Raw genomic sequence first — 19,700 nt, forward strand, 5'->3', positions numbered from 1 at the left:
GTAGACCCGAAACCAGGTGATCTACCCATGTCCAGGGTGAAGTTCAGGTAACACTGAATGGAGGCCCGAACCCACGCACGTTGAAAAGTGCGGGGATGAGGTGTGGGTAGCGGAGAAATTCCAATCGAACCTGGAGATAGCTGGTTCTCCCCGAAATAGCTTTAGGGCTAGCCTTAAGTGTAAGAGTCTTGGAGGTAGAGCACTGATTGGACTAGGGGTCCTCATCGGATTACCGAATTCAGTCAAACTCCGAATGCCAATGACTTATCCTTAGGAGTCAGACTGCGAGTGATAAGATCCGTAGTCAAAAGGGAAACAGCCCAGACCGCCAGCTAAGGTCCCAAAGTGTGTATTAAGTGGAAAAGGATGTGGAGTTGCTTAGACAACTAGGATGTTGGCTTAGAAGCAGCCACCATTTAAAGAGTGCGTAATAGCTCACTAGTCGAGTGACTCTGCGCCGAAAATGTACCGGGGCTAAATACACCACCGAAGCTGCGGATTGATACCGAATGGTATCAGTGGTAGGGGAGCGTTCTAAGGACAGTGAAGTCAGACCGTAAGGACTGGTGGAGTGCTTAGAAGTGAGAATGCCGGTATGAGTAGCGAAAGACGGGTGAGAATCCCGTCCACCGAATGCCTAAGGTTTCCTGAGGAAGGCTCGTCCGCTCAGGGTTAGTCAGGACCTAAGCCGAGGCCGACAGGCGTAGGCGATGGACAACAGGTTGATATTCCTGTACCACCTCTTTATCGTTTGAGCAATGGAGGGACGCAGAAGGATAGAAGAAGCGTGCGATTGGTTGTGCACGTCCAAGCAGTTAGGCTGATAAGTAGGCAAATCCGCTTATCGTGAAGGCTGAGCTGTGATGGGGAAGCTCCTTATGGAGCGAAGTCTTTGATTCCCCGCTGCCAAGAAAAGCTTCTAGCGAGATAAAAGGTGCCTGTACCGCAAACCGACACAGGTAGGCGAGGAGAGAATCCTAAGGTGTGCGAGAGAACTCTGGTTAAGGAACTCGGCAAAATGACCCCGTAACTTCGGGAGAAGGGGTGCTTTCTTAACGGAAAGCCGCAGTGAATAGGCCCAAGCGACTGTTTAGCAAAAACACAGCTCTCTGCGAAGCCGTAAGGCGAAGTATAGGGGGTGACACCTGCCCGGTGCTGGAAGGTTAAGGAGAGGGGTTAGCGTAAGCGAAGCTCTGAACTGAAGCCCCAGTAAACGGCGGCCGTAACTATAACGGTCCTAAGGTAGCGAAATTCCTTGTCGGGTAAGTTCCGACCCGCACGAAAGGTGTAACGATTTGGGCACTGTCTCAACCAGAGACTCGGTGAAATTATAGTACCTGTGAAGATGCAGGTTACCCGCGACAGGACGGAAAGACCCCGTGGAGCTTTACTGTAGCCTGATATTGAATTTTGGTACAGTTTGTACAGGATAGGCGGGAGCCATTGAAACCGGAGCGCTAGCTTCGGTGGAGGCGCTGGTGGGATACCGCCCTGACTGTATTGAAATTCTAACCTACGGGTCTTATCGACCCGGGAGACAGTGTCAGGTGGGCAGTTTGACTGGGGCGGTCGCCTCCTAAAGTGTAACGGAGGCGCCCAAAGGTTCCCTCAGAATGGTTGGAAATCATTCGTAGAGTGCAAAGGCATAAGGGAGCTTGACTGCGAGACCTACAAGTCGAGCAGGGACGAAAGTCGGGCTTAGTGATCCGGTGGTTCCGCATGGAAGGGCCATCGCTCAACGGATAAAAGCTACCCCGGGGATAACAGGCTTATCTCCCCCAAGAGTCCACATCGACGGGGAGGTTTGGCACCTCGATGTCGGCTCATCGCATCCTGGGGCTGTAGTCGGTCCCAAGGGTTGGGCTGTTCGCCCATTAAAGCGGTACGCGAGCTGGGTTCAGAACGTCGTGAGACAGTTCGGTCCCTATCCGTCGTGGGCGTAGGAAATTTGAGAGGAGCTGTCCTTAGTACGAGAGGACCGGGATGGACGCACCGCTGGTGTACCAGTTGTTCTGCCAAGGGCATAGCTGGGTAGCTATGTGCGGAAGGGATAAGTGCTGAAAGCATCTAAGCATGAAGCCCCCCTCAAGATGAGATTTCCCATAGCGTAAGCTAGTAAGATCCCTGAAAGATGATCAGGTTGATAGGTTCGAGGTGGAAGCATGGTGACATGTGGAGCTGACGAATACTAATAGATCGAGGACTTAACCATATAATATGAAGCAATGTTATCTAGTTTTGAAAGAATATAAAAAACTTGTTGACTTTAAAAGTTAAATAAGTTAAAATGATTCTTGTCTTAAATGAATACAGTCTGGTAATGATGGCAGAGAGGTCACACCCGTTCCCATACCGAACACGGAAGTTAAGCTCTCTAGCGCCGATGGTAGTTGGGACCTTGTCCCTGTGAGAGTAGGACGTTGCCAGGCAAAATGGAGGATTAGCTCAGCTGGGAGAGCACCTGCCTTACAAGCAGGGGGTCGGCGGTTCGATCCCGTCATCCTCCACCATATATGTCGGAGGGGTAGCGAAGTGGCTAAACGCGGCGGACTGTAAATCCGCTCCTTCGGGTTCGGCAGTTCGAATCTGCCCCCCTCCACCATTCTTAATTAATGGGCTATAGCCAAGCGGTAAGGCAACGGACTTTGACTCCGTCATGCGCTGGTTCGAATCCAGCTAGCCCAGCCATTAAGAGCCATTAGCTCAGTTGGTAGAGCATCTGACTTTTAATCAGAGGGTCGAAGGTTCGAGTCCTTCATGGCTCACCATTTTAATGAAATATGCGGGTGTGGCGGAATTGGCAGACGCACTAGACTTAGGATCTAGCGCCTTTGGCGTGGGGGTTCGACTCCCTTCACCCGCACTTTTAATAAAATAACTCATACATGTCTTGCGGAAGTAGTTCAGTGGTAGAATACAACCTTGCCAAGGTTGGGGTCGCGGGTTCGAATCCCGTCTTCCGCTCCAATTTTCAATATGACATGCCGGGGTGGCGGAACAGGCAGACGCACAGGACTTAAAATCCTGCGGTGGGTGACCACCGTGCGGGTTCGACCCCCGCCCTCGGCACCATATGCGCCCGTAGCTCAATTGGATAGAGCGTTTGACTACGGATCAAGAGGTTAGGGGTTCGACTCCTCTCGGGCGCGCTTTTATTAACGGGAAGTGGCTCAGCTTGGTAGAGCACCTGGTTTGGGACCAGGGGGTCGCAGGTTCAAATCCTGTCTTCCCGATATTCCCAAAAAACATGGGGCCTTAGCTCAGCTGGGAGAGCGCCTGCCTTGCACGCAGGAGGTCAGCGGTTCGATCCCGCTAGGCTCCACTTTATTTAATATATGTCTCGGAGGTATACCCAAGTTCGGCTGAAGGGATCGGTCTTGAAAACCGACAGGCGGTGAGAATCGCGCGGGGGTTCGAATCCCTCTACCTCCTCCATTTTTTCTTTAATGGTTTAGACATATAATAATAAAATATTTATTTTTTCCTTCATGGAGGTATACCCAAGTTCGGCTGAAGGGATCGGTCTTGAAAACCGACAGGCGGCGAGAGTCGCGCGGGGGTTCGAATCCCTCTACCTCCTCCATTTTTTAAAAATTTATATTGTCGCGGGGTGGAGCAGCACGGTAGCTCGTCGGGCTCATAACCCGAAGGTCGCAGGTTCAAATCCTGTCCCCGCAACCAAATGGTCCCGTGGTGTAGTGGTTAACATGCCTGCCTGTCACGCAGGAGATCGCCGGTTCGACCCCGGTCGGGACCGCCATTTATGTTGGCTCGGTAGCTCAGTCGGTAGAGCAGAGGACTGAAAATCCTCGTGTCGGCGGTTCGATTCCGTCCCGAGCCACCATTTTTTTATGCCGGCTTAGCTCAATTGGTAGAGCAACTGACTTGTAATCAGTAGGTTGGGGGTTCAAGTCCTCTAGCCGGCATCATTTAGGGGCATAGTTTAAAGGTAGAACTGAGGTCTCCAAAACCTCCAGTGTGGGTTCGATTCCTACTGCCCCTGTAAAGTATATGGGCCTATAGCTCAGCTGGTTAGAGCGCACGCCTGATAAGCGTGAGGTCGATGGTTCGAGTCCATTTAGGCCCACCATATATTATTCCGCAGTAGCTCAGTGGTAGAGCTATCGGCTGTTAACCGATCGGTCGTAGGTTCGAGTCCTACCTGCGGAGCCATGGCCCGTTGGTCAAGTGGTTAAGACACCGCCCTTTCACGGCGGTAACACGGGTTCGAATCCCGTACGGGTCATACAAAAAAGAGTCAGCATTATGCTGACTCTTTTTTATTTTGTTAATCCTTTTTATTACGTTACTTTCCAGAAATAAATAAAGGAATTTTGGAAAAGCTATGGTATGTATAAAAAGGAGGAAATCATAATGACACGAGTTAGAGACTTAATGAGTACCCATATTGTACATTGTACACCGCTAGACAATGTATATGAGGCAGCTGTTAAAATGAAGGAAGAATCAGTTGGATTAATTCCTGTTGTTGAAAATGAGCAAGTTGTTGGGCTTGTTACTGATCGTGATTTAGTCGTTCGAGGGATTGCTGAAAAACATCCTGGATCTAATAAAATTACAAATGTAATGACAACAAATATTATCTCAGTTTCTCCAAATGATTCTATTGAAAAAGCTACAGAGCTAATGGCACAGCATCAAATTAGACGATTACCAGTAGTTGATAGTGGTCAACTTATTGGCATGTTAGCACTAGGAGATTTAGCTATAAGGGAATCAGCAGATGATCAAGCTGGATTTGCCTTGAGCGAAATCTCAGAGCATACAGAGTAAATTGAAACTTTAATTAACCGAGAGTCTAATGGTCACTCATAAAGAGCTAAATTATATATAAAGTTCAGATACATTATTCTAGCATATATGGATTAAACTAATATGTTAGCGTGATGTATCTGAGACATTATATAATAAGGATACGGTTAATAATTTCGACAGTTTTTTTTAATTTCTTATTCTTCATTTTTAATAAGAGAAAAGATGATATACTGATAGATATAAGTATTATGAGAGATTTTGAATATAACAATATTAATTTTTAGTGGTGCGATAATAAATTAATATTTCCTACATAGATGAAAAGGGAAGGGGAATTATATGAAGGCTGTACAGGGCGATCCAAATTGGAATTTGGTTACAGATACATATATAGAACCAAATAATTTCGCTGAATTATTTTCTTTGCTTGTACCTTGTCACCCAAAAGGTGAGGGAAAAGAACGAACTATATTAGTATGGAAAGAAAAAGAATTTTATAAAGAAGAAAATTTAGCGGCATTTATCGTATATGGCATGAATAAAGCAAAGAAATTACCGCAGTTTCATAAAGATGAAATTCCAACTTTAGTGCGTATTCTTCGCTTATGCCAAGAGATTGGTTGGTATGAAGAGGCAAATGATTTTATGATAGCGCAAGGATTAGCTGAGTTTGTTCATACTTCATTGGAATATGAAACATGGGATCTTTTGACACAATCAGTTGCTTTAAATTATTTAATTATTAAATATCGTATAGGTGAATTGACAGATAGGGATATTGAAATTTGGGATAGAGTTAAATTTAATGAGAAGTGTATAACCGATTGTAAACATTTATTATCTCATAAAGAAGTATTGGAATTTACATTCTTTTATATGTGCAAGAGAGCGAAATCATTATCAAAAGAGCAATTAAATAGTGATATGATGAGTTTAGCAATGTATTGTAATACTTTTGTATATGATTTGTATACACATGATTTATTACGGAAATATCGTAAGTGTACAGATTTCCTATCATATTATGGACCTAGTCAGGCAGTTTTAGCATGTCAAAGAGCTGTATTATCTCAAATTTCCGATCGCTTAGACCCATTAAAGACAACGCATGTAGATGATTATTTATATGTGATGAAAGAAATGATGGAGCATATGACGATAGGAGTAATGGATCGATACGGTCATTTTATTGGAAAGCTACTATCTTATGTGCCATTTTTCGAAATGATACAAGTTCCACAGCATGCATATTATTGTGAAGAATTACTGTATATTTGTAAGGGCATTGAATATAAAGAAGAAATACTACGCAATTATATATTTATACAATTACATGATTGTTTACCATCATTCTTTAGGCTATTTCTTAAAAATAAGCGTTACGCAACGATTCATGATATTCTTTTCTATTGGTGCGATGACGAACAAAGAATGAGCTTAGAGAAAAAATATAATCTGAGCTTTATTTATGAAAAATATGCTTGTGGATAAACAATATTTCCGATATGAAAAATTAATATAAATTAAAAAGGATCTCCAGTTTATGTGAGATCCTTTTTTGTTAGTAAAACAAGGAGAAAGTGATTAAGACAAGAAACAACATTCCATATAGGAGAAGTTGTTCAGTATAACTTCCTTGTATACCAAAAAAAGTATTGGCTTTCTTATACAAATTCAATATGTATTTTATTGGAGTATCTTTGAAAGATTGGTACACAGTGTCTCCTCTTTCTAAGCTTCTTGTTCTTGTTTTTGTTTATAAGGGACATTAATATATCTAGCTACAAATAATAAAACAGCCATAAAGAATACTGGAAATACAGTAGATAAATAAAAGCCATTACTAATTATATTTGTTATGAGAGCACTCAAAAGAAAAATAGCATTATAAATATGGGCAATTTTTTGTTTTAGTTGCACTTGAAATGATTCCATCATAATTTCTAATGCAACAAAAGCAATAATAATAGATAAAAATACAATGTTTGTATTGTAAATGATTAAACAGCAGATTAAACCTAAAAAGGCTACGTATTCAATTATAAGAGGTATATTGCGTGGCATACAATTTACCTAACTAAATATGGCAGTGGATTTACTGCATTTGTTTTTTCAAAATTCCATTCTCCATTATGTAATTCAAAATGAAGATGTTGCCCGTATGAATGACCTGTGTTTCCCATATGACCTATTAATTGTCCAGTTTGTACTTGATCACCAGCTTGTACAGTGCGATCCTTCATATGAGCATAAACAGTTGTATATAATTTCCCATTGATTTGATGCGCAATGAAAACAACATTGCCATAGCTAGCTGAATAATAAGATTTCACAACTTTACCTGCAGCAGCAGCATGGATAGAGACGTTTCCTGGAGCGGCAATATCTATACCATAATGCATTTGTTCCCAGCGTATATCAAAGGTTGAGCTAATTCTTCCTTGAGCAGGGAATTTGAAAGCAGCTGGAATTGATGAAGGTTGATCTGTTTTAGCTTGTGGTTGATTTTGTACTACATAGTGTTTTGCTACATATCCGTATCCTGTGCCAAAACGAATTTTATACCAAGTTCCTACAGTTTCTACTACTTGTACTTGTGTACCGTTTTGTAATGAACCGAGTAGAGCGCTACTTGTACTAGCGTTGCTACGTACATTTAGATTAGGTGTTGCAACAGTATATTTTGTATTATTTTGAACGGTGATTCCTTTTACTAAGGGTTGTGAACCATTAGAGATGAATGCTTTTTGTACGTAACCTGTTTGGCCATTATGCGATATTTTATACCATTCGCCTTGATCTTCTTGAACGGTAATAAACTTGCCATTTGGTAATACATCTAAAATGGAAGATTCTAAATTAGGTTCAGAGCGAACGTTTAATGCATTAGCATTAACGATGTATTGATCATTAGAATGAAGTTTGTTTTTTAGTAAAATAGCATCTTTTTGTACATAACCTACTTTATTATGAACAGATACTTTATACCACTCATTAGTTGTTTCAAGGATGTTCACTTTTGTATTAAAGCGAATTGTATCAATTGATGTGCTTTTTACGTTATCTTCTGTATGTAATGCTACTTGATCGACTTTGACATACCCAGTTTTAATATTAGATAATTGTTCAGCGTTTGCTTTTTGTACATTTGTTTCACCCATAGAAGGAAGTAAAGAAGCAATCGCTACAGTAGTTGCTGTTAAAGCAGCAGCTTTCATATTCATGGAATAGAGACCTCCTCTAGTTGTATAGTTGTAATTTTATTATAGTATAAAGATATAATATAGTGGGTGTATTCACATAAATGTAATATGAAATCAATATAAAAATAAATTTTTTGAGGATAATGATTCCTTTTTATACAATTAATTGGGGTTTTATTTTCTAAAATAGAATGTATGTATTGTATAACTTTGATATTTTGTTAATAATTAAGAAAATTAAAAAAGTTGATGATGTCTTATTAGGGTGTTATACTGACAGTGATAATTTTATAGTTTGCTAGGAGAGCTGGTGTTGCCAGCTGAGAGTAGGCCGTAAGCCTTTGATCCTTTTTATTACCTGATCTAGATTATGCTAGCGTAGGGAAGCAATTCGGACACTAACAATGAGTCCCCGTTTCTTTGCGTATAGAAACGGGGCTTTTTTATTTGAAAATTTCATATTGAAACCACTAGGGGTGCTTGATTTGCTGAGAGAGGAATAATCCTTAACCCTTACAACACCTGATCTAGGTAATACTAGCGAAGGGAAGTGGAACATCGAATAAATGTATAACTTTATTTGCTGTAACCACTTCTTATATATAGAAGTGGTTTTTTATTTAGATACATATATTGAAAGGGGATAGAGAAATGAAATTTTGCGATAGATTATTAGAAACTGTGCAACCGGTTTGGGAGATGAGTCATAATCATCCGTTTGTAGTGGGTATGGGAGATGGCACGTTAGAAAAAGATAAATTCCAGTATTATATTATTCAAGATTATTTATATCTGCTAGATTATGCAAAGTTATATGCGATTGGTGTTGTAAAAGCAACGAATCCACAAGTAATGGGAAAGTTCGCTGAACAAATTGATGGAATATTAAATGGCGAAATGACAATCCATAAACAATATGCAAAAAGACTTGGAATTTCTATAGAGGAGATAGAGTCTGCGAAACCATCTGCTAAAAATTTAGCTTATACAAATTACATGATGTCTGTATCTCAAAATGGCACACTTGCGGAATTAATAGCAGCGCTTCTTCCATGTATGTGGAGCTATTGGGAAATTGGAAAGCGTTTAAATGATATTCCTGGAGCAAGAGATCATGAGTTTTTTGGTGAGTGGATTCAAGGATATAGTTCGGAAGAATACGGTAATCTTTGTATTTGGTTAATAGATTTATTAAATAAAATGGCAGTTGGAAAGTCTGAGACAGAACTAGAAAGATTAGAGGAGATTTTCTTATATTCCAGTCGATTTGAATATTTATTCTGGGATATGTCCTATCGTAAGGAGATGTGGGGATTTGAGGAGCAAGAACATACTACAGTTTCATAATGTTTCTTTTCATTACGATGAGAAACCAATCATCCATGAATTAAATGCTTCTATACATGAGAAAGAGTTTGTCAGTATTATCGGACCGAGTGGATGTGGGAAAAGTACTTTATTTCGCCTTATTACAGGTCTAGAAAAGGTAAGTACTGGACAGATAGAACTGACAGAAACAAAGCACCATCCTGTAGGATATATGCCGCAAAAAGATATGCTTTTGCCGTGGAGAACAATTATTGAGAATGCTGCCCTGCCGCTAGAGTGCCAAGGTGTACAGAAGAAAGAAGCACAAGTAAAGGCAAAGGAACTGTTACATAAATTTGGTTTGCAAGGGTATGAGAAAAAATATCCGAAAGATTTATCTGGTGGTATGAGACAACGTGTATCTTTTATTCGAACTTTATTAACAGGCGGGGAAATATTGCTGTTAGATGAACCATTTAGTGCGTTGGATGCTTTAACGAAGACCTCTTTGCAAGAATGGTTGTTTGAACAATGGCAAGAGTGGGAAAAAACAATTTTATTCATTACTCATGATGTTGAAGAAGCGTTATTTCTTTCAAACCGAGTTTTAGTAGTGGAACAGCAGCCGATAACGACTTTGACTGAGCGGACTGTACCGCTTGATCATAACAGAACACGAAAAGATTTATATAAACCGGAAGTATTAGCGCTGAAAGATGAGCTTCTTAGTATGTTACAAAGGCAGGTACTTGTGTGATGAACCGATTGAAAGAATTAGTTCCTGCTATTACACTTTCTAGTATTTTACTAGCTGTGTGGGAAATAGGAGCAAGAATTGTAGATGAGATGTACATTTTACCGTCACCTTCTGCGATTGTAATGAAGATATGGAAACTAAAAGACATATTATTTACAGTTCATTTACCTGCAACGTTATACGTCGTTTTAATAGGTGTTGTTATCTCTATCGTATTAGGTGTAGGGCTAGCGATGTTAATGAATGCGAGTACATGGATGGAGAGAGCATTTTATCCATTATTAGTTGCTTCACAAACGATTCCGATTACTGCGCTTGCTCCGCTATTTGTTTTATGGTTTGGATACACAATTTGGAGTAAGGTTGTTGTCACAGTTTTAATTACGTTTTTCCCAATTGCGGTCAATACGTATGATGGACTGCGTAGTACGAAAAAAGAATGGGAGGAGCTCTTAGTTACATATGGAGCAACAAAAAGAGATATTTTTCTTAAATTAAAGTTGCCGTCTGCTCTTCCTTATTTTTTCTCAGCTTTAAAAATTGCAGTTCCGCTTAGTGTTATCGGAGCAGCAATTGGAGAATGGCTCGGTGCACAAGCTGGGCTTGGATATTTCAGTAAGAGAATGATGACGCAGTTAGATGGAGCTGGCGTATTTGCACCTATTGTATTGTTATCATTATTAGCTATTTTCTTCGTCGTAATTATTTCCATATTAGAAAAGAAATTCATTAGTTGGAGGAAGTATTCATGAAATTTTTAAAGCGCATCTTTGTGTTTACATTATTAATTGCAATAATTGCAGGATGTTCGAGTAATTCAGCATCAGACAAAAGTAAAAAAGAGAAAGAAATAACAGTCATGTTAGATTGGTATCCAAATGCGGTACATAGCTTTATCTATGCAGCAATTGAAAAAGGATACTTTAAAGAAGAAGGTGTAAAGGTAAATATTAAATTCCCTTCTAATCCGACTGATCCATTAACGCTGGCAGCAGCAGGGAAGGTGACAGTTGGCTTGTATTATCAGCCAGATGTTGTTATGGCGAGAGCGAATGAGCAAATTCCAGTGAAATCAATTGGAGCTGTCGTACGTTCACCATTAAATCATGTTGTATCACTGAAATCAGCGGGCATTCAATCACCGAAAGATTTAGAAGGAAAAACAGTAGGATACTCTGGAACACCTTTAAGTGAGATGTATTTAAAAACGATGGTAAAAGAAGCTGGTGGTAATCCTGATACAGTGAAAGTAGTTGATGTTGGCTTTGATTTAGTACCAGCATTAATTACGAAGAAAGTAGATGCGGTGACAGGGGCATATATTAACCATGAAGTACCTGTTATGCGTCATGAAGGCCATGAACCAGCGTACTTTAATCCAGCTGATTACGGAGTACCAAACTACCATGAGCTTGTGTTTGTAACAGGTGATAAAACGTTGAAAAAAGATAAAGAAGCGTTGCAAGCTTTCTTACGTGGTACGAAAAAAGGCTATGATTTCATGAAGAAAAACCCAGATGAAGCATTGAATATTTTATTAAATCATCAAGAAAAAGAAAACTTCCCACTTGTGCCAGAAGTTGAAAAGGAAAGTATGAAAATTTTATTAGAGAAGATGGAAACGAAAGATGAGCCATTTTTATCAGATTCAAAAGAATCTTGGGAGAAACAAAATAAGTGGCTGAAGGACAAAGGAATGACGAAAGAAACCGTCCCAGCCGATGAACTATTCGAAAATATTTTAAAGTAGGCGAATGAATATGAAAAATGAGCTCCACGTAATCTCAAATGGCCATATGCCATTCGAAGAGTTAGTGAATGTAGCGATGCAAATTGAGAGTGAGATTGATTATTTGCATATTCGTGAGCGTGAGAAGAGTACAAAGGAATTGTATGAAGGTGTGGAAAGTCTTTTGAGGAAAGGCTTTCCAGCATCGAAAATAGTGATAAATGACCGAATTGATATTGCTATTTTATTAAACATTCCGCGCGTGCAGCTAGGATATCGAAGCGCAGATGTAAGGTCAGTGAAAGAAAAGTTTTCTTATTTGCATGTCGGTTATTCTGTGCATTCTTTAGAAGAGGCGATCGATGCATTTAAGAATGGGGCGGATTCACTTGTCTATGGCCATGTATTTCCGACAGATTGTAAAAAAGGTGTGCCAGCGAGAGGGCTTGAAGAAATTTCAGACATTGCAAGGTGTTTATCTATACCGATTACAGCAATTGGAGGAATTACCCCAGAAAACACAGTGGATGTTCTTACTAACGGTGTAAGTGGTATAGCAGTTATGTCTGGAATTGTAAGTAGTAGTAACCCGTATAGCAAAGCGAAATCTTATAAGGAATCAATAAGAAAGTGGGCGGAAAAACATGTGTGAGAAGTATGATGTAGCGATTATTGGTGGTGGTGTAATTGGCAGTTCAGTTGCACATTTTCTAGCAGAAAGAGGACATAAAGTAGCGATTGTGGAGAAGCAAAGTATTGCATCGGAAGCTTCCAAAGCAGCTGCTGGTTTACTTGGTGTTCAGGCAGAATGGGATGTGTATGATCCGCTATTTGAACTTGCTAGAGAAAGCCGAGCTATATTTCCACAACTTGCAGCAGTTTTACGTGAAAAGACGGGTATTGATATTGGATATGAAGAAAAAGGAATTTATCGTATTGCTCAAAATGAAGATGAGAAGGAAAGAATTCTTCACATTATGGATTGGCAGCAGAAAACAGGTGAAGATTCTTATTTTCTAACGGGAGACCATGTGCGGGAAAAAGAGCCATATCTATCCGAATCTATTATAGGAGCAGTATATTATCCGAAAGACGGTCATGTTATTGCACCAGAGCTTACGAAAGCATTCGCACATTCTGCGGCAATTTCCGGTGCTGATATATATGAACAGGCAGAAGTATTTGATATCCGTATTGAAAATAATAAAGTGACTGGAGTTATTACAAGTGAAGGTATTGTCACATGTGAGAAAGTCGTTATTGCAGGAGGTTCATGGAGCACGAAGTTACTCAGTTATTTTCACCGTGATTGGGGTACATATCCAGTTAAAGGAGAAGTGGTTGCGGTAAGAAGTAGAAAACAACTTTTAAAAGCACCTATTTTTCAAGAAAGATTTTACATTACTCCAAAGCGCGGTGGACGTTACGTAATTGGGGCAACAATGAAGCCACATACGTTCAATAAAACTGTGCAGCCAGAAAGTATAACTTCTATATTAGAGCGTGCTTATACAATATTGCCAGCTTTAAAAGAAGCAGAATGGGAAAGCACGTGGGCAGGATTACGACCACAATCGAATCATGAAGCTCCTTATATGGGAGAGCATGAAGAAATAAAAGGTTTATATGCTTGCACGGGCCATTATCGAAACGGTATTTTATTAAGTCCTATTTCTGGCCAATATATGGCTGATTTAATAGAAGGAAAGCAAGAGAATCATTTGCTAGATTCATTGCTTTCTAGAAGAGTTTAGAAAGGGGATGGAAGTTTGAATTTAAAAATTAATGGTAACCAAATTGAAGTGCCAGCGAGTGTAAAAACAGTAGCTGAGCTACTTACACATTTAGAGTTAGATAACAGAATTGTTGTAGTAGAGCGTAATAAAGATATTTTACAAAAAGATGATCATACAGATACATCTGTTTTTGATGGAGACCAAATTGAGATTGTAACTTTCGTAGGAGGCGGTTGATTATGTTAAACATTGGACCATTTTCATTTCATTCTAGACTTTTATTAGGAACAGGTAAATTCCCTGATTTTGACGTACAGCAAAAGGCAATTGACGTTTCTGAAGCTGAAATTTTAACGTTTGCAGTACGTCGTATGGATATCTTTGATGCAAAGCAACCTAATTTATTAGAGAAACTTGATGTGAAAAAATATACGTTATTACCAAATACAGCAGGAGCAAAAAATGCTGAAGAGGCTGTTCGTATTGCAAAATTAGCAAAAGCTTCTGGGCTTTGTGACATGATAAAGGTAGAAGTTATTGGTGATGATAGAACGTTATTACCTGATCCGGTAGAAACGTTAAAGGCATCTGAAATGTTACTGGAAGAAGGATTTATCGTACTTCCGTATACATCTGATGATGTTGTATTAGCACGTAAATTACAAGAGCTTGGCGTGCATGCGATTATGCCAGGAGCATCTCCAATCGGATCAGGACTTGGTATTGTAAATCCATTAAATTTGGGCTTCATTATTGAACAAGCGACAGTACCAGTTATCGTTGATGCCGGTATTGGTAGCCCAGCTGATGCGGCATTTGCAATGGAATTAGGAGCAGATGGCGTGTTATTAAATACAGCTGTATCAGGAGCAAAAGATCCTATTAAAATGGCAAAAGCAATGAAATTAAGTATTGAAGCAGGCCGTTTAGGATTTGAAGCAGGTCGTATTGCACGTAAGCGTTGTGCAACTGCAAGTAGTCCTTTAGAAGGAATGAGCGTAGTTGAATAATCGATATTCTCGCCAAGAACTATTTTCTCCAATTGGAGAAGAAGGACAGCAAAAGATAAGAGAAAAGCATGTGCTTATTATCGGTGCAGGTGCATTAGGTAGTGCAAATGCAGAGATGTTTGTAAGAGCAGGTGTTGGCAAGATAACAATTGTTGACCGTGATTATGTAGATTGGAGTAATTTACAAAGACAACAATTGTATGCAGAGAGCGACGTAAAGAATAATCTTCCAAAAGCTATAGCGGCTAAAAAACGTTTAGAAGAGATTAATAGTGATGTAACAATAGAAGCTCTCGTTCAAGATGTAACAGCTGAAGAGCTAGAAGAACTTGTTACAAATGTTGATGTAATTATTGATGCGACTGATAATTTTGAAACACGCTTTATTGTGAATGATATAGCACAAAAATATTCTATTCCATGGATTTACGGTGCATGTGTAGGTAGTTACGGTCTTTCTTACACAATCCTTCCTAGTAAAACACCATGTTTATCATGTTTATTACAGTCGATTCCGCTTGGCGGGGCAACATGTGATACAGCGGGTATTATATCACCTGCTGTATCTCTTGTCGTTTCTCATCAAGTAACAGAAGCTCTTAAACTGTTAGTAGAAGATTACGAATCACTTCGAGATGGGCTTGTATCGTTTGATATGTGGAAGAATGAGTATTCATGTATGAATGTGCAAAAACTTCGCCAGCATAATTGTCCTTCATGCGGAGAGAATGCATTATATCCGTATTTAAATAAAGAGAACACATCAAAAACAGCAGTTTTATGCGGGCGAAATACAGTTCAAATTAGACCACCTTATAAAGATGAAATGAATTTTGAACAATATAAAGAGTTGCTGGAAGGTCGCGTGAATGATTTAAATATAAATCTATATTTATTATCATTTTCTGTTGAAGACAAGAGGTTAGTAGCCTTTAAAGATGGCCGTGTGCTCGTACATGGAACGAAAGATATAAGCGAAGCAAAAACGATTTATCATCGCTATTTTGGATAGAAAAGGATGAGTGGGATGAAAGTGAATAAAGCTTTAACAATTGCAGGGTCTGATAGCGGCGGCGGTGCTGGAATTCAGGCAGATTTAAAAACATTCCAAGAGCTTGGTGTATACGGAATGACGGCTATTACGGCAATTACTGCTCAAAACACGCTTGGCGTTCAAGGGGTATATCCTGTTCCGTTAGAAGGTATTACAGAACAGCTGAATTCAATTGGTACGGATTTAACACCAGACGCAGTGAAACTAGGAATGTTATTTAGTAGTGAAATAATTCAAATTGTTGCAGAACAAATTAAAAAGTTTGGCTGGAATAATATTGTGCTAGATCCCGTTATGATTGCAAAAGGCGGTGCATCATTATTACAGCAAGAAGCAGTTCAAGCATTAAAAGAATATTTATTACCAGTAGCAACTGTTATAACACCGAATGTCCCAGAAGCAGAAGTGTTAACTGGGATGGAGATTCATAATGTTGAAGATAGTAAGGAAGCTGCAAAAGTATTGCATGAATTAGGTGCTAAATATGTGCTTATGAAGGGCGGACATGCAGAATATCAAGGGAATGAAGTAATTGATTTCCTCTTTGATGGAGAAAAATTTATTGAGTTTAGAAGCGAGCGAATTCCTTCAAAGCAAACGCATGGAAGTGGGTGTACATTTGCTTCAGCGGTTACAGCAGGACTTGCGAAAGGATACTCAATTGAAGATGCTGTTCAAGAAGCAAAACGATTTATTAGTATAGCAATTGAAGAGCCATTGAATATTGGTAGTGGTCATGGACCGACGAATCATTTTGCATATAAAGTGAATAGAACGCGTGCATAGGTAAGTGAAAAGCCAGTTTTATAACTGGCTTTTTTTCTGTTTACTTTTTCAAAATACAGGAGTAATATATCAGCCAGAATACATTTTTTTGTAAACGCTGAGTCCAATTATATGGAGCGGAGGAACCAATTTGTGCGTAGGCACTAGGGGTGAATCTTTCAAGTTTGAAAGTAGGGCTACTCTCAAAGTCCGAATCCGACAGCTAACTTCGTAAGCGTCTTGAGAGAGGACGGTGCCATGATGGATACATCACTTCATCGATCTGATTAGTATAGGGGAATATCAATCTATGTTTGATTTCTTTTATACTAAGGAGGATGAGGTACATGGAACTAACACTTATTTGTGTTGGAGAAGAAAGTAAGGTAGATAGTTTAAGAGATCTAGTACCATTTCAACATAAGTTAATTATTTTTACAGCAAATGAAGAGATAGCGGCTGAAGTTAGGAATTGTGGGTTTGATTGGACTTATAGCTGCAGTAAGGAGCAGGACTTTACTAGTATTTGTGAGTGTATTAAGAAGGTGATTTTACTAGGGGATGAGCTTCCAATCGTTAGTTTTTTCACAGAACACATTCGCTTTTCTTTTCAAGCACCTATTACTGTTGTTACAAGGAATAAACGATATCCAGCGAGGCTCTATGAAACAATTGGAGCTAAGTTTGTCGTGTTTACAAATTGTGATAATATTTCTTTTTTATTTTTTGAATAGGGCGGGGGAAGAAATGATGAAGGTATTATTACTTGGAGATATAGCAAATCGTTGGGCAGTATCGGTAGAGCGAGTTCAAGAATTGGTTCAGATCGATCCCCTTTTTCCAGGGCCGTATATTATATTACCATCAAAAGATGCTTTGTATTTAGAGGTGGATATTACCGAGTATGAGCAGCTACATGCAGAATTGACACAAGTTTATATTCGCGGGAGAAATTTACGTGCATTTTTACGAGGAGAATAAAGGTTGAATAAAAAAGAGCGAATGCTGAGTGCAACAAGCTATGCACTTCATCTCATTCGCTCTTTTTATTTCATATTTAAAAGGTCATTTTTAAGAAAAGAGAAGAGAAATAAAGAAAATAGATGAAATAATAGTAATAATCTTCAATGTAAGCGTTTAAATGAATATAAATATTATTATTTTCAGTAATTTAACCCTTTACAAGTGAAATATAGAGGAGTATATTTACTCTCATAAATCATTCATAAAATTTCCAAAAAAACCTAAAATCGCTGAGTTCCAGAAATGGAGCGGGGGAACCAATTTTGTGCATCGTCACTTGGGGTGAATCTTTCAGTTTTGAAAGTAGGGCTACTCTTTAGGCCCGAATCCGACAGCTAACCTCGTAAGCGTTTAGAGAGGAGGTTTACTTTTTGTTGTTCATTTTTTGAACACTGAGTAGAGCTCAGTGTTCTTTTTTAATAATTAAATGGTAAATTTTAACAAAAACAAAGCGAGGGATAGCTATGTTAGATGTTGTAATGGTCGGGATTTTTATTTTATTAGTTGCATCAATGGCAAGTCTTGCAAGTTGGTCAGATAAAGTTGTGAAAGAAGGAAAGCAATCATGATGATTGTCTTATCGGTTATTGTCGCAGCAATTACAGTGTATTTAGTGTATGCATTATTAAATCCAGAGAAGTTTTAATTAGGGGGAATCATTCATTATGATTTGGGTTGCAGTCATTATTACAATGCTCTTGTTTATTTTAGTAGCAAAGCCAATGGGGATTTATTTAGAAAAAGCTTTTCAAGGTAGCAAAATGCTAGATAAAGTATTCGGGCCTTTTGAAAAACTTATTTTTAAAATTATGGGTGTAAAAGAATACAATCAAACGTGGAAACAGTACGCATTATCATTAGTTTTACTCAACGGATTTATGATTGTTATTGTATATTTCATTTTCAGATTACAAGGTGTGTTGCCGCTAAATCCAGCGCATATTGAAGGGATGGAGCCTACGCTCGCTTTTAATACAGCGATTAGTTTTATGGCTGATACAAACTTACAGCATTATAGCGGTGAAAATGGTTTATCCTATTTATCACAATTAATCGGGATTACATTTTTAATGTTTGCGGCACCAGCAACGACATTGGCGCTCGTTATGGCTTTTATAAGAGGACTTGCTGGAAAAGAACTTGGTAACTTTTTCGTTGATTTTACAAGAGCGTTAACGAGAGTGTTTCTTCCTATCGCATTTATTGCGGCACTAGTTTTTGTTGCACTTGGCGTACCGCAAACGTTAGATGGGGCGGTTACAGCACAAACGATTGATGGGGCAAAGCAAAGTATATTACGTGGCCCTGTTGCATCATTCGTTTCTATTAAGGAACTTGGAAATAACGGCGGTGGATTTTTCGGAGCAAACTCTACGCATCCTTTTGAAAATCCAGGACAAATGAGTAATATTTTGCAAATGATGCTTATGATGTTATTACCAACAGCACTTCCATTTACGTACGGACGAATGGTAGGAAATAAAAAACAAGGTCGCATCCTTTTCGTGTCACTATTTATGGTATTTTTACTAGGGTTTATAACGATTACGACATCTGAACTAAACGGGAACCCGGCATTAAATGGAATGGGTATCGAACATGTACAAGGAAGTACAGAAGGGAAAGAAGTACGATTTGGAACAGTATTTTCTTCACTATACGCAACGGTAACGACAGCTGCTGAAACTGGGGCTGTTAATACGATGCATGATACGTTAACACCAATTGGCGGTCTAGTTCCACTTGTAAATATGATGTTAAATACAGTGTATGGCGGCGTTGGAGCAGGCTTTGTAAACATTATTATGTATGCAATTATTGCAGTGTTTATATCTGGGTTAATGGTTGGACGGACACCAGAGTTTTTAGGTAAAAAGATTGAAGGTAAGGAAATGAAATTAATTGCGGTCACGATTTTATTTCATCCATTGCTCATTTTAGGCTTTTCGGCATTAGCTCTTTCAACAAATTTAGGGACGGATGCTATTTCTCATTCTGGTTTCCACGGTTTAACGCAAGTTGTATATGAATATACATCGTCAGCTGCAAATAACGGATCTGGATTTGAAGGATTAGGAGATAATACACCGTTTTGGAATATTACGACTGGTTTAGTTATGTTTTTAGGACGCTACTTCAGTTTAATTACGATGTTAGCTGTGGCAGCTTCGCTGAAAGAAAAAACGGTAGTGCCAGAAACAGTTGGAACGTTCCGTACAGATAATAGTTTATTTGGTGGCATCTTCATCGGAACAATTGTAATTGTCGGTGCATTAACATTCTTCCCGATGTTAGTACTCGGTCCAATTGCAGAATTTCTTACATTGAAGTAATGGAGG

General features: G+C 39.1%; 20 protein-coding genes, 20 tRNA genes, 2 rRNA genes and 4 riboswitches (1 of these 46 running past the window's edge). Of the genes, 40 read left to right on the top strand and 2 right to left on the bottom strand.

The features are described 5' to 3' along the window. The 24 genes from MKY21_RS03625 to MKY21_RS03740 all read left to right on the top strand — a co-directional run. A 23S ribosomal RNA gene (locus MKY21_RS03625) occupies nucleotides 1-2,212 on the top strand; it begins 711 nt to the left of the window's first position. A gap of 101 nt (nucleotides 2,213-2,313) precedes the next feature. Further along, nucleotides 2,314-2,429: ribosomal RNA gene (gene rrf / locus MKY21_RS03630) — 5S ribosomal RNA — on the top strand. A 5-nt stretch (nucleotides 2,430-2,434) separates the two neighbouring features. After that, nucleotides 2,435-2,510, top strand: a tRNA-Val gene (locus MKY21_RS03635). A gap of 8 nt (nucleotides 2,511-2,518) precedes the next feature. Further along, nucleotides 2,519-2,602 (top strand) — tRNA-Tyr (locus MKY21_RS03640). 11 nt (nucleotides 2,603-2,613) lie between these two features. After that, nucleotides 2,614-2,688 (top strand) — tRNA-Gln (locus tag MKY21_RS03645). Nucleotides 2,689-2,692: 4 nt separating this feature from the next. After that, a tRNA-Lys gene (locus MKY21_RS03650) sits at nucleotides 2,693-2,768 on the top strand. Nucleotides 2,769-2,782: 14 nt separating this feature from the next. After that, nucleotides 2,783-2,863: transfer RNA gene (locus MKY21_RS03655), tRNA-Leu, on the top strand. Between the two features lie 29 nt (nucleotides 2,864-2,892). Next, nucleotides 2,893-2,967, top strand: a tRNA-Gly gene (locus MKY21_RS03660). A gap of 16 nt (nucleotides 2,968-2,983) precedes the next feature. Beyond that, a tRNA-Leu gene (locus MKY21_RS03665) sits at nucleotides 2,984-3,072 on the top strand. A gap of 3 nt (nucleotides 3,073-3,075) precedes the next feature. Beyond that, a tRNA-Arg gene (locus MKY21_RS03670) sits at nucleotides 3,076-3,149 on the top strand. 10 nt (nucleotides 3,150-3,159) lie between these two features. Continuing rightward, a tRNA-Pro gene (locus MKY21_RS03675) sits at nucleotides 3,160-3,233 on the top strand. Nucleotides 3,234-3,249: 16 nt separating this feature from the next. Beyond that, nucleotides 3,250-3,322, top strand: a tRNA-Ala gene (locus MKY21_RS03680). A 20-nt stretch (nucleotides 3,323-3,342) separates the two neighbouring features. Beyond that, nucleotides 3,343-3,435 (top strand) — tRNA-Ser (locus MKY21_RS03685). A gap of 55 nt (nucleotides 3,436-3,490) precedes the next feature. Then, nucleotides 3,491-3,583, top strand: a tRNA-Ser gene (locus tag MKY21_RS03690). Between the two features lie 21 nt (nucleotides 3,584-3,604). Beyond that, nucleotides 3,605-3,681: transfer RNA gene (locus tag MKY21_RS03695), tRNA-Met, on the top strand. Between the two features lie 3 nt (nucleotides 3,682-3,684). Then, nucleotides 3,685-3,760 (top strand) — tRNA-Asp (locus MKY21_RS03700). 8 nt (nucleotides 3,761-3,768) lie between these two features. Next, a tRNA-Phe gene (locus MKY21_RS03705) sits at nucleotides 3,769-3,844 on the top strand. Between the two features lie 9 nt (nucleotides 3,845-3,853). Next, nucleotides 3,854-3,926 (top strand) — tRNA-Thr (locus MKY21_RS03710). A gap of 6 nt (nucleotides 3,927-3,932) precedes the next feature. After that, nucleotides 3,933-4,003: transfer RNA gene (locus tag MKY21_RS03715), tRNA-Trp, on the top strand. A 10-nt stretch (nucleotides 4,004-4,013) separates the two neighbouring features. After that, nucleotides 4,014-4,090 (top strand) — tRNA-Ile (locus MKY21_RS03720). A gap of 8 nt (nucleotides 4,091-4,098) precedes the next feature. Next, nucleotides 4,099-4,173, top strand: a tRNA-Asn gene (locus MKY21_RS03725). 1 nt (nucleotide 4,174) lies between these two features. Further along, nucleotides 4,175-4,246: transfer RNA gene (locus tag MKY21_RS03730), tRNA-Glu, on the top strand. Nucleotides 4,247-4,374: 128 nt separating this feature from the next. Then, a complete protein-coding gene (locus tag MKY21_RS03735; RefSeq protein ID WP_000199010.1) occupies nucleotides 4,375-4,794 on the top strand; it encodes a CBS domain-containing protein in 420 nt (139 codons plus the stop codon). Between the two features lie 321 nt (nucleotides 4,795-5,115). Continuing rightward, a complete protein-coding gene (locus MKY21_RS03740; RefSeq protein WP_000648911.1) occupies nucleotides 5,116-6,267 on the top strand; it encodes a DUF3965 domain-containing protein in 1,152 nt (383 codons plus the stop codon). 240 nt (nucleotides 6,268-6,507) lie between these two features. On the opposite strand, the gene MKY21_RS03745 is transcribed toward MKY21_RS03740, so the two are convergent. Next, the gene (locus tag MKY21_RS03745; RefSeq protein WP_001137821.1) at nucleotides 6,508-6,840 is read right to left on the bottom strand and encodes a hypothetical protein; all 333 of its coding nucleotides are present in this window, start codon (nucleotides 6,838-6,840) and stop codon (nucleotides 6,508-6,510) included. A gap of 5 nt (nucleotides 6,841-6,845) precedes the next feature. Next, nucleotides 6,846-8,000: an SH3 domain-containing protein gene (locus MKY21_RS03750; protein ID WP_086423989.1), complete on the bottom strand. Its 1,155-nt coding sequence runs from the start codon at nucleotides 7,998-8,000 to the stop codon at nucleotides 6,846-6,848. A gap of 269 nt (nucleotides 8,001-8,269) precedes the next feature. Beyond that, nucleotides 8,270-8,381, top strand: a riboswitch (TPP riboswitch). 60 nt (nucleotides 8,382-8,441) lie between these two features. Continuing rightward, nucleotides 8,442-8,545: riboswitch (TPP riboswitch) on the top strand. Between the two features lie 85 nt (nucleotides 8,546-8,630). On the opposite strand from MKY21_RS03750, the gene tenA reads away from it, so the two are divergent. From tenA to kdpA, 16 genes are all read left to right on the top strand, one after another. Beyond that, a complete protein-coding gene (gene tenA, locus MKY21_RS03755) occupies nucleotides 8,631-9,326 on the top strand; it encodes a thiaminase II (protein WP_000666830.1) in 696 nt (231 codons plus the stop codon). Further along, the gene (locus tag MKY21_RS03760) at nucleotides 9,295-10,044 is read left to right on the top strand and encodes an ABC transporter ATP-binding protein (RefSeq protein ID WP_001256793.1); all 750 of its coding nucleotides are present in this window, start codon (nucleotides 9,295-9,297) and stop codon (nucleotides 10,042-10,044) included. Before tenA ends, MKY21_RS03760 begins: the two co-directional genes overlap by 32 nt. After that, nucleotides 10,044-10,796: an ABC transporter permease gene (locus tag MKY21_RS03765; RefSeq protein WP_001080856.1), complete on the top strand. Its 753-nt coding sequence runs from the start codon at nucleotides 10,044-10,046 to the stop codon at nucleotides 10,794-10,796. The genes MKY21_RS03760 and MKY21_RS03765 overlap by 1 nt, the downstream gene beginning before the upstream one ends. Then, entirely contained in the window at nucleotides 10,793-11,794 is a 1,002-nt protein-coding gene (locus MKY21_RS03770; protein WP_000670416.1) for an ABC transporter substrate-binding protein, read from the top strand. Before MKY21_RS03765 ends, MKY21_RS03770 begins: the two co-directional genes overlap by 4 nt. A 10-nt stretch (nucleotides 11,795-11,804) precedes the next feature. Then, complete coding sequence (gene tenI, locus MKY21_RS03775) at nucleotides 11,805-12,425, top strand: thiazole tautomerase TenI (RefSeq protein WP_016117180.1); 621 nt, start codon at nucleotides 11,805-11,807, stop codon at nucleotides 12,423-12,425. Further along, nucleotides 12,418-13,527, top strand: coding sequence for a glycine oxidase ThiO (gene thiO / locus MKY21_RS03780; RefSeq protein ID WP_000333315.1), 1,110 nt, complete (start codon nucleotides 12,418-12,420; stop codon nucleotides 13,525-13,527). Before tenI ends, thiO begins: the two co-directional genes overlap by 8 nt. Before the next feature lie 15 nt (nucleotides 13,528-13,542). Beyond that, a complete protein-coding gene (gene thiS / locus MKY21_RS03785; protein ID WP_001049502.1) occupies nucleotides 13,543-13,746 on the top strand; it encodes a sulfur carrier protein ThiS in 204 nt (67 codons plus the stop codon). Between the two features lie 2 nt (nucleotides 13,747-13,748). Continuing rightward, nucleotides 13,749-14,519 carry a thiazole synthase gene (thiG, locus tag MKY21_RS03790; protein ID WP_061664463.1) on the top strand — a complete coding sequence of 257 codons (771 nt, stop codon included), beginning with the start codon at nucleotides 13,749-13,751 and terminating at the stop codon, nucleotides 14,517-14,519. After that, complete coding sequence (thiF, locus tag MKY21_RS03795) at nucleotides 14,512-15,531, top strand: thiazole biosynthesis adenylyltransferase ThiF (RefSeq protein WP_001065423.1); 1,020 nt, start codon at nucleotides 14,512-14,514, stop codon at nucleotides 15,529-15,531. The genes thiG and thiF overlap by 8 nt, the downstream gene beginning before the upstream one ends. Before the next feature lie 15 nt (nucleotides 15,532-15,546). Further along, nucleotides 15,547-16,359, top strand: coding sequence for a bifunctional hydroxymethylpyrimidine kinase/phosphomethylpyrimidine kinase (gene thiD, locus MKY21_RS03800; RefSeq protein WP_000867379.1), 813 nt, complete (start codon nucleotides 15,547-15,549; stop codon nucleotides 16,357-16,359). Between the two features lie 85 nt (nucleotides 16,360-16,444). Then, a riboswitch (cyclic di-AMP (ydaO/yuaA leader) is annotated at nucleotides 16,445-16,592 on the top strand. Between the two features lie 93 nt (nucleotides 16,593-16,685). Beyond that, entirely contained in the window at nucleotides 16,686-17,072 is a 387-nt protein-coding gene (locus MKY21_RS03805) for a hypothetical protein (protein ID WP_000424066.1), read from the top strand. A gap of 13 nt (nucleotides 17,073-17,085) precedes the next feature. Next, nucleotides 17,086-17,319 (top strand): hypothetical protein, encoded by a 234-nt coding sequence (locus MKY21_RS03810; RefSeq protein ID WP_001985933.1) that lies wholly within the window; start codon nucleotides 17,086-17,088, stop codon nucleotides 17,317-17,319. Between the two features lie 3 nt (nucleotides 17,320-17,322). Then, nucleotides 17,323-17,445: a hypothetical protein gene (locus MKY21_RS03815; RefSeq protein WP_001999105.1), complete on the top strand. Its 123-nt coding sequence runs from the start codon at nucleotides 17,323-17,325 to the stop codon at nucleotides 17,443-17,445. Between the two features lie 134 nt (nucleotides 17,446-17,579). After that, nucleotides 17,580-17,725, top strand: a riboswitch (cyclic di-AMP (ydaO/yuaA leader). Nucleotides 17,726-17,825: 100 nt separating this feature from the next. Next, on the top strand, nucleotides 17,826-17,930 hold the full coding sequence (locus tag MKY21_RS03820) for a SipW-dependent-type signal peptide-containing protein (RefSeq protein WP_000887894.1): 105 nt from the start codon (nucleotides 17,826-17,828) through the stop codon (nucleotides 17,928-17,930). Continuing rightward, nucleotides 17,930-18,007 carry a K(+)-transporting ATPase subunit F gene (gene kdpF / locus MKY21_RS03825; RefSeq protein ID WP_223153441.1) on the top strand — a complete coding sequence of 26 codons (78 nt, stop codon included), beginning with the start codon at nucleotides 17,930-17,932 and terminating at the stop codon, nucleotides 18,005-18,007. The genes MKY21_RS03820 and kdpF overlap by 1 nt, the downstream gene beginning before the upstream one ends. Nucleotides 18,008-18,026: 19 nt before the next feature. Further along, nucleotides 18,027-19,694 carry a potassium-transporting ATPase subunit KdpA gene (kdpA, locus tag MKY21_RS03830; RefSeq protein ID WP_000638317.1) on the top strand — a complete coding sequence of 556 codons (1,668 nt, stop codon included), beginning with the start codon at nucleotides 18,027-18,029 and terminating at the stop codon, nucleotides 19,692-19,694. The last annotated feature ends 6 nt before the right edge of the window (nucleotides 19,695-19,700 follow it).

The sequence above is a fragment of the Bacillus sp. FSL R9-9497 genome (assembly GCF_038005805.1).
In the GTDB taxonomy this organism is placed as follows: Bacteria; Bacillota; Bacilli; order Bacillales; family Bacillaceae_G; genus Bacillus_A; species Bacillus_A cereus.

Excerpts from the sequence above, each read along its gene's own strand:
- MKY21_RS03750 (WP_086423989.1), bottom strand. The coding sequence starts at position 8,000 with ATGAATATGAAAGCTGCTGCTTTAACAGCAACTACTGTAGCGATTGCT.
- MKY21_RS03765 (WP_001080856.1), top strand. The coding sequence starts at position 10,044 with ATGAACCGATTGAAAGAATTAGTTCCTGCTATTACACTTTCTAGTATT.
- MKY21_RS03745 (WP_001137821.1), bottom strand. The coding sequence starts at position 6,840 with ATGCCACGCAATATACCTCTTATAATTGAATACGTAGCCTTTTTAGGT.
- MKY21_RS03820 (WP_000887894.1), top strand. The coding sequence starts at position 17,826 with ATGTTAGATGTTGTAATGGTCGGGATTTTTATTTTATTAGTTGCATCA.
- MKY21_RS03810 (WP_001985933.1), top strand. The coding sequence starts at position 17,086 with ATGATGAAGGTATTATTACTTGGAGATATAGCAAATCGTTGGGCAGTA.
- MKY21_RS03805 (WP_000424066.1), top strand. The coding sequence starts at position 16,686 with ATGGAACTAACACTTATTTGTGTTGGAGAAGAAAGTAAGGTAGATAGT.
- MKY21_RS03735 (WP_000199010.1), top strand. The coding sequence starts at position 4,375 with ATGACACGAGTTAGAGACTTAATGAGTACCCATATTGTACATTGTACA.
- thiD (WP_000867379.1), top strand. The coding sequence starts at position 15,547 with ATGAAAGTGAATAAAGCTTTAACAATTGCAGGGTCTGATAGCGGCGGC.
- kdpA (WP_000638317.1), top strand. The coding sequence starts at position 18,027 with ATGATTTGGGTTGCAGTCATTATTACAATGCTCTTGTTTATTTTAGTA.
- MKY21_RS03770 (WP_000670416.1), top strand. The coding sequence starts at position 10,793 with ATGAAATTTTTAAAGCGCATCTTTGTGTTTACATTATTAATTGCAATA.
- kdpF (WP_223153441.1), top strand. The coding sequence starts at position 17,930 with ATGATTGTCTTATCGGTTATTGTCGCAGCAATTACAGTGTATTTAGTG.
- tenA (WP_000666830.1), top strand. The coding sequence starts at position 8,631 with ATGAAATTTTGCGATAGATTATTAGAAACTGTGCAACCGGTTTGGGAG.
- thiG (WP_061664463.1), top strand. The coding sequence starts at position 13,749 with ATGTTAAACATTGGACCATTTTCATTTCATTCTAGACTTTTATTAGGA.
- tenI (WP_016117180.1), top strand. The coding sequence starts at position 11,805 with ATGAAAAATGAGCTCCACGTAATCTCAAATGGCCATATGCCATTCGAA.
- MKY21_RS03740 (WP_000648911.1), top strand. The coding sequence starts at position 5,116 with ATGAAGGCTGTACAGGGCGATCCAAATTGGAATTTGGTTACAGATACA.
- thiO (WP_000333315.1), top strand. The coding sequence starts at position 12,418 with ATGTGTGAGAAGTATGATGTAGCGATTATTGGTGGTGGTGTAATTGGC.